We start from the raw sequence: 7192 nt of genomic DNA on the forward strand, positions 1-7192 counted from the left end.
AAACAACGGATCGCAAAAATAGCCGTCTGGATCGGCAGATGCGAAGGCAACATCAAGACCGGAGGGAGCACATGACGGAAGAAACGACGGAGAACACGGGCGGCACAACGGCAGCGTGCGATGCAGTATGCCCTGCAGGATCCGCAACGGAAGATCTCACACCCGCCTCTCTCGAGATCCTTCTTCTCGGGCACCGGCCTCTTCCCGCGGACGAGTTCGCGGCGGCATACTGGTATCAGGAGTTCCTGTACTGTATGAAGGAGCTGACGAAGGTCTTCGAAGCCCGCCATAAGGAGCTGATCGAAATCATCAGAGCAGAAGATCTCACATCGGACGAGTTCGTGCTCGAGATCCCGACGGACGATGTCGTGGATAAAGATCTCCTGATGGACGAGCTGCCGGATGTGTATGACAGTCTCGTGTTCATCAAATCATCGGATGCGAAACGGTTCATCGGCCGAAAGGAGCTGTATGATCTCGCGGTCGATACGGCGGGCCGTGCCCGTGTGGCGAAGGTCGAACAGGTGAATCTGCTGGATCTGAGAAAGGCGCTCCCGGCCGGCGAGGCGGCGAGGTATGTGAAGAAGGATCCGCATGAGAGCCTCGCGAAGGTGGTTCATCTCCGATGAAGCAATGGTATGAGTACCCCAAACTGCGGGATAAGGAGACGTTTCTTTGCATGCTCCGGAAAGGGATGACATGCGAGGAGATCGCGGAGGAGACGGGGTGTTCCGTATCGGCGGTGCATACCGCGGAAAAGCGGCATAGGCTCCGAAAGCCGGTGATCATTATGTCCGAGGAGCTGCGGCGAAAGCTGGAGCTCTAGGGCTTCTTATTTTTCACACCGCTGAAGCATGTGGTCCAGATAGATATACTCAGCTTTCATGCCTCTGCCTTATTTGCTTCGAACAGTATCATATCACGTTCTATGTACGGGCGGAGTGAGGGTGCCAGCCATCGTACGGGAACTAAATCGACCGTTCGTCCAAACAGATCTTCCAGATACTGTTTGAAGGCAAAAAATTCCCGAAGAGGCACCCCGCCTGTTTTGAACGCATACAATACATCCACATCAGACTCAGCCGTATCCTCTTCCCGACTCACCGAGCCGAATATTCCTATTGTTTCAATCCCGAAACGCTCGCGTATCTCCGGAAGGTTTGCCTCTAATTTCGTGAGTACCTCCTTTTTGATGCTTGTGTATTCGGACATGATACAGGTATATGATACTTTGTCGGTGGATGGTAATGCGGTTTTGCCTGCTTCAGGCAGGGTGTGCTTTTAATGGAATCGGAGTTGGCATGACTGGAGATAAGTATAAAACAGTAAACTACTAATTTCATAATATTAGTAGTTTGGAGATTAGTATATGGCTGATGAAAATACTTTGGGTCGCGATATCCACATTAAAGAATTAAGTAAACAGCTCACCGGTCTGAAAGGTGCACTGTCACTCGGGAATTTGGGCGAATATTATACCAAAGATGAGTTAAAGTACCGGGTGCCGAGAGATCAGTGGGAGGATAACTGGGCGATTCTCAAATTGACACGGGCATTATCCTGTAACCATCTGCCGTATAAACCGCTGGATATCACCTATGTTCTTACGCCGGAGATCTCGCGGGAACTGCATGTGTGTGACCAGAATCTCTCAAAAGTTTTTTCACAGGGCAGTAAGTCTCTGGAGTCTGCAACGGAATATATTATTGAGGCTTTGTCCGATGAAGCGATCGCTTCGAGTAAGCTTGAGGGGGCTGTTACTACAGAGCTTGCAGCAAAGAATATGCTCCGAAAAAATATTCCTCCAAAGAATAAGGATGAGCAGATGATCGTGAACAATCATCTGGCGATGCAGTTTATCCGGGGCAGGACAGATGATATGCTGACTCCTGAGTTTATCCGGGAAGTGCAGGGTATCGTGACGAAGGATACGTTGAAGGATGAGACGCAGTCGGGGGTTTTCAGGAGTACAAATGATGTTTCCGTAATCGATAAGATGACCGGCAAAGTGATTCATTACCCCCCGAATGCCGAGGAGATCGAGCCGATGATTGCCGCATTGTGCGATTTTGTGAATCATGACAGGCATTATCCAAATGACGGGGATTCATTTGTTCATCCGATTATCGTGGGTATTGCACTGCATTTTCTGATCGGCTACATCCATCCGTTTTATGACGGTAACGGGAGGACAGCCCGAACGCTCTTTTACTGGTATGTGTTGTCAAGGAAGTATGAGGTGTTTGCATATATTCCGATTTCGAAAATCATTCAGCAGGCACCGGCAAAATACCGGGATGCGTATCTCGCGACGGAGGAGGATGATCTTGATCTGACGTATTTCATTTTGTATAATATCCGGTGTATCAGAAAGGCACGGGAGGCATTGATCAGTCACCTGAAGCGTGAGAGCAGCAGAAAGAGTAATGCAGAGAAGGCAATTTCTGTGCTGCCGGATGTGAGCAGGCGGCAGGCAGCCATCCTTACCTATATGGTTGAGTATAAGACTGAAGAGTTCGGCATCAGGGAGATCGCAGACCGGTTTTCAGTAACGCATCAGACTGCAAGGACTGATCTTATACATCTGGCGGATTCGAAGTATCTGAGTGTAAAGAAGAAAGGGAGGGCTTTTTTTTATTCAGTGCGGCCTGAGTGGTTACAAAAAATCGACTAATTTTTTTTGAATTACTAATGAATTACTAAGTTGTGTAAATTTAGTAATTGGATCCATTTTACTCGTACTCACTGACTGAGGAAGAGGGGATAATGGGCCAACTACTAATGAATTACTAAGTTGTGTAAATTTAGTAATTGGATCCATTTTACTCGTATTCACTGACTGAGGAAGAGGAGACAGAAGGCCAACTACTAATGAATTACTAAGTTGTGTAAATTTAGTAATTGGATCTGCAGACTTCCCGACACCCCCTCCGCATACCCCCATATAAACCCATCTTTTTTGGTAAAAATCCGCAAAAACTTTACCGCTATCCCCCACCCTCTCCAAGAGTATAATCAGAGGTTGGACGGGGCCCCAACTGATCTCGGGAAAGAAAAAAACATGACAGCTGATTTCATTCAGACAGCAATCTCGAAGTCCGCAAAGCGGATCTTCACTGCAGAGTTTACGAACGCCGCCGCGTATGATGCGATCATCGCAGAAATTACCGGCGTGGAAAATCCCCTCGGCCTCGCCGAAGTCGAGCTCGGGAAGCAGACCTACAAGACCTATGTCGGCTACTTCGACCCGAACACCTCCGAGATGAACGGTAAGGTTCAGGTCACGGCATTCAGCAGAGCTGAATACGCAGCCGCAATCACCGCCCTCACCGGCAGTGCGGATCTTAAAGCAGCATTCGGGAACGGCGGTACTGCCGAGACGACCGAGATCGGTACCGAAGCAACCTGGAACGTCCGCATTTCCGCGAAGCTTGGGACCGACACCTTCCAGATCAGTCTCAACCGCGATTCGATGACCGTTTCCGGCTATGCCGATGATGCAACGGTCGCCGCGGTCGATGCCTGGGCAGACACCAAGCCGGCCCTGAACTGAGGGAGGCAGGAGATGAGAATCTCCAGCCGCCTTAGGAAGCTCATCATGATCTTCCTCGGGTTTCTCATCATGCTTTTTGGGAAGCTCGTTGAGGGTTTTGTTGAATCGGGAAAGTAAGAGGCGGGCTGCCCCAAGGGGCGGCCTCAGCTGAGGCGGATCGACGGCGCAGCCGGCGATTTCAGCCGAGCAAATCTCTGATTTGCGACCAAATCTCTGATTTGCGACCAAATCTCTGATTTGCGACCAAGGCTTTGCCTTGCGAGCGGGGTGAAGAAATTCACCCTGCATTTTTTTATATGGGAATTACGCAGTGTTGGTGTGGCTCCAATTCGGGAAGGAGTTTGTTGTGTGTGGAAGCATGAGGAAAAAACCAACCGCGCTCACAAATCAGAGATTTGCTCTCCGACTCGCTTCGCTCGCTTGAATCGGCGCGAATCCAATTCGTGAGGGGGAGGGGCAAGTGTGGATACAAGAGAAAGAACAAACCGCGTTCGCAAATCAGAGATTTGCTCTCCGACTCGCTTCGCTCGCTTGAATCGGCGCGAACCGCAAATCAAAGATTTGCGAGTTTTCTCACCGGGCAGAGATGAGTTCTCCTCTTGTATTTCATGTTATTCTCCATACTTGGAGGGGAAACCCTCCGAATATGGGGCTCTTTTTTTAAGGTGAGTATATTGGACGAATCCAATTCATGAGGGGCAGGGTAAAGTGTGGAACTATGAGAAATCCCACCGCTTATTCGCGGCGGGATATCTCTGGTGTCCACAGTATTGCCGTACACGAACTCGACGTACACCCAAAAAAAGAGATCCTGACCTTGCTTATTTCACATCATCTAAAGATTCCGCTGCAGATGAACCGCCTGGAAAGCCCAAATGGGCAAAGCCCATTTGAGGCGGCACGCAAGCCGAAGGCTTGCACGCAACATATAGGAGCCTCCCCTTACCGAAGATCCGATCGTATCAACACGCCCACTCGCAAACCTTCGGTTTGCTCGCAAGTCTATCGACTTGCTCCGCTGAGGGACCTAAAGGTCCCCGCCTCGGCTAAGGTCGGCCGCGTTCCGCGTCCAACCCGCCCTTGACAGCAAAACCTATTATCTTCCCCTCCCCATTATCAGATACGATCATGCAGGCAAAACCTCATAACATACGAAAGACAAATACTCAGACATCAGTCAATGTCCGAATATGTAAGTATCAAAAACCGCGTCCTTACACAACTTGCCTCCTCTCTTTCAACTCTCCAGACAGTCTACGGCATTGAGTTCCTCGCTCTCTTCGGCTCAGTCGCACGCGGAGAAGACACACCTTACAGTGACATCGACCTCCTGTATACATGCAAACCGGAATTTGACACATTCGACAATTATCTTGCTCTCGCTGAGTATCTTGAATCGATACTGGAACGCAAAGTCGACCTCGTCTCCTTTGAATATCTCAAACCGCGGATCCGATCCAGCATACAAAAAGATGTCATCTTCTGCAGTCCAGGACAAGCTGCTGTATGAAAACGCCTGATATCCTCACATATTTAGATGACATCTGCGAACAATCTGAAAACATCATGGTTGCTGTCAGCCGCATGGATTATCAGGAGTTCTTAACCGACCCGCTCTACAGCGGAGGCATCATCCGTTTCATTGAAATCATCGGTGAAGCGGCAAAACATATCCCGGAAGAGATCCGCACCGAATATCCTGATATCCCCTGGAGAAAAATGGCCGGAATGAGAGACCGTCTGATCCATGCATATGCGAATGTCAATCTCAAATACGTCTGGGATCTTGCAGTAAACGATTATTCCGCCTCTTTATAAGCAGATATCTGCCCTGCGTACAGCACTTGAATTAAACCAATGATTGATTTTTTGATGCTGACATTTTTATGTGTGCCTGAGGCGGGCTGCCCGAAGGGCGGCCTCAGCAGAGCAAACTGAAAGTTTGCGACCAAGTCGATAGACTTGCGAGCAAATCGTTGATTTGCTCAAGCTTTGGTCGCCCCTCCGGGGCAGCCCGCAGTCACCTCCCGCACCCCATAATCAGAAAAAAGGAAAGAGATGTGGGAGAAGTATATTTGCCAACAGTCACTTTCAGGGTACAAGGGTGATCCGTTCCAATTCTCTCTGCATATCTATAGCACCCGCCGCATTCCTCCTCGAACCAAAAAACCAATCGTATCGACGATTCCATGACAGCAAAACCTATTATCTTCCCCTCCGCATTATCAGATACGATCATGCAGGCGAGAAATGGAGACAGAGGAGAAGAGTATGGCGTTATATTTCTCCATTCAGTATTCATTGGCGAAGAGATGAAAAAGCTGAAAAAACCCTTGCCGTTAACATTGAATATTGCAGAAAACGGCTATATCCAACTGGCAAATACGGAATACTCGATCCTTGTTTCATCTCCAAACGTCAAAGAGGCCATTGAAGAAGCGCAACTACAGTTTTCAGATGGATTCGGGTTTTTCAACAACCCTGCTCTGAATCTCTCTCCAGCTGCAAAGGCCCGCGGCGAACGCTTTAAAGATGCCGTGTGGATATGATCTCGATCCAATTCGCGAAGAGTGTGGCATCAGTGCAGACGCAAGAGAAAAACCAACTGCGAATCGAAGTACGTCCCATAAGTACGTCAGTTTTTTCAGTTAAGATCAAACTAACTCCTATTCTATAGTAACATCCACCTTATGTAATCTGGATTTCAAATCATCAAGCTTCCCGATTGTCTCAGCCTCCACATTATTAAGCGGATTATAATCAGGATCATCTTCAAGGTCTAATATGCCGCTGACTTCTTCCCACCTCAAAAACAACGCACGGCCATAATTATCAAGATTCTGCTTTTGACGTTGTAAATCTTCAAGCTCACATGCCAAATTCTCAATTTTTAACTGAATGGCGTCTGCTTTTACGTATTTTTCATGCAACAGTGAATCATACTTTTCTGTCTTGATTTTACGTGAATCTTCTGTGTCGCCATCTTCAACACCTTTGAATTGTTCAAGCCATTTCAGTGAATCTGCATCATCCAGTAGTTCCTCGATTTCTGATTTAATATCATACAATTCTTTGGAAGAGTGGCGATGTCTGTCCACTTCATTTAACGAAGCAAACCCCCCATTCCCTCTAAATATTTCATCCATATTTGATTCCAGAAGTTTTTTCTTCTTTTCGTATAGTAAAATCAATGCAGAAATAGAACAGAGAACTTTATCGGAAGGTGATTGTGTATCGGTCATAACAGGTAGTTGTTTGTGTAAGATAAAATACATCTTGGTTGAATTTCATGATCTTACATGAGAGAATTAAGAGAGACTCAAGTCTGCAAAGAGAGATATAGAATCTGAAAAAGATATTCCTCAGAGATATCTTCGATGTCAACCTGAAATATATTACAATAGGAGTTACGCGGTGTTAATCACAATCCAATTCGGAAAGAGTATAGCTGGATATGGATACCTGAGATAAAACCAACCGCGAACCGCAAATCAAAGATTTGCTCTCCGACTCGGGTCTTCGACCCTCGCTTGAATCGGATCGACCCAAACACAGCGTAACTCCTATTCCTTATACAGCCCGACCACTTCGCCGATCACGATGATCGCCGGAGGTTTCAGTCCAACACGAGCTCCGACC

General features: G+C 47.7%; 8 protein-coding genes. 6 read left to right on the forward strand and 2 right to left on the reverse strand.

Annotated elements, in window-relative coordinates; translation table 11 throughout:
* Positions 1-71 precede the first annotated feature (71 nt).
* Positions 72-629 (forward strand): hypothetical protein, encoded by a 558-nt coding sequence (locus tag EYA77_RS03715; protein WP_245241162.1) that lies wholly within the window; start codon positions 72-74, stop codon positions 627-629.
* Between the two features lie 253 nt (positions 630-882).
* On the opposite strand, the gene EYA77_RS03720 is transcribed toward EYA77_RS03715, so the two are convergent.
* Positions 883-1212, reverse strand: a complete 330-nt coding sequence (locus EYA77_RS03720) for a nucleotidyltransferase family protein (RefSeq protein WP_042700869.1) — start codon at positions 1210-1212, stop codon at positions 883-885.
* A 157-nt stretch (positions 1213-1369) separates the two neighbouring features.
* Here EYA77_RS03720 and EYA77_RS03725 point away from each other — a divergent pair, with 157 nt between their 5' ends.
* From EYA77_RS03725 to EYA77_RS03745, 5 genes are all read left to right on the forward strand, one after another.
* On the forward strand, positions 1370-2674 hold the full coding sequence (locus tag EYA77_RS03725) for a Fic family protein (RefSeq protein ID WP_167815895.1): 1305 nt from the start codon (positions 1370-1372) through the stop codon (positions 2672-2674).
* 387 nt (positions 2675-3061) lie between these two features.
* On the forward strand, positions 3062-3553 hold the full coding sequence (locus EYA77_RS03730) for a glycerol permease (RefSeq protein ID WP_167815896.1): 492 nt from the start codon (positions 3062-3064) through the stop codon (positions 3551-3553).
* 1180 nt (positions 3554-4733) lie between these two features.
* Entirely contained in the window at positions 4734-5063 is a 330-nt protein-coding gene (locus EYA77_RS03735; protein WP_052320052.1) for a nucleotidyltransferase family protein, read from the forward strand.
* Positions 5060-5371, forward strand: coding sequence for a DUF86 domain-containing protein (locus EYA77_RS03740; protein WP_209314998.1), 312 nt, complete (start codon positions 5060-5062; stop codon positions 5369-5371). The genes EYA77_RS03735 and EYA77_RS03740 overlap by 4 nt, the downstream gene beginning before the upstream one ends.
* A 371-nt stretch (positions 5372-5742) precedes the next feature.
* The gene (locus EYA77_RS03745) at positions 5743-6102 is read left to right on the forward strand and encodes a hypothetical protein (protein WP_042700861.1); all 360 of its coding nucleotides are present in this window, start codon (positions 5743-5745) and stop codon (positions 6100-6102) included.
* A gap of 117 nt (positions 6103-6219) precedes the next feature.
* Here EYA77_RS03745 and EYA77_RS03750 read toward each other — a convergent pair whose 3' ends face one another.
* Entirely contained in the window at positions 6220-6795 is a 576-nt protein-coding gene (locus EYA77_RS03750; RefSeq protein WP_167815898.1) for a hypothetical protein, read from the reverse strand.
* Positions 6796-7192: the final 397 nt, after the last annotated feature.

It is taken from the genome of Methanocorpusculum sp. GPch4, from assembly GCF_012062385.1.
GTDB classification, from domain to species: domain Archaea; phylum Halobacteriota; class Methanomicrobia; order Methanomicrobiales; family Methanocorpusculaceae; genus Methanocorpusculum; species Methanocorpusculum parvum.

What these genes read in the sequence shown, in the direction of transcription:
- EYA77_RS03735 (WP_052320052.1), top strand. Translation starts at nt 4,734, where the DNA reads ATGTCCGAATATGTAAGTATCAAAAACCGCGTCCTTACACAACTTGCC.
- EYA77_RS03720 (WP_042700869.1), bottom strand. Translation starts at nt 1,212, where the DNA reads ATGTCCGAATACACAAGCATCAAAAAGGAGGTACTCACGAAATTAGAG.
- EYA77_RS03730 (WP_167815896.1), top strand. Translation starts at nt 3,062, where the DNA reads ATGACAGCTGATTTCATTCAGACAGCAATCTCGAAGTCCGCAAAGCGG.
- EYA77_RS03750 (WP_167815898.1), bottom strand. Translation starts at nt 6,795, where the DNA reads ATGACCGATACACAATCACCTTCCGATAAAGTTCTCTGTTCTATTTCT.
- EYA77_RS03715 (WP_245241162.1), top strand. Translation starts at nt 72, where the DNA reads ATGACGGAAGAAACGACGGAGAACACGGGCGGCACAACGGCAGCGTGC.
- EYA77_RS03745 (WP_042700861.1), top strand. Translation starts at nt 5,743, where the DNA reads ATGACAGCAAAACCTATTATCTTCCCCTCCGCATTATCAGATACGATC.
- EYA77_RS03725 (WP_167815895.1), top strand. Translation starts at nt 1,370, where the DNA reads ATGGCTGATGAAAATACTTTGGGTCGCGATATCCACATTAAAGAATTA.
- EYA77_RS03740 (WP_209314998.1), top strand. Translation starts at nt 5,060, where the DNA reads ATGAAAACGCCTGATATCCTCACATATTTAGATGACATCTGCGAACAA.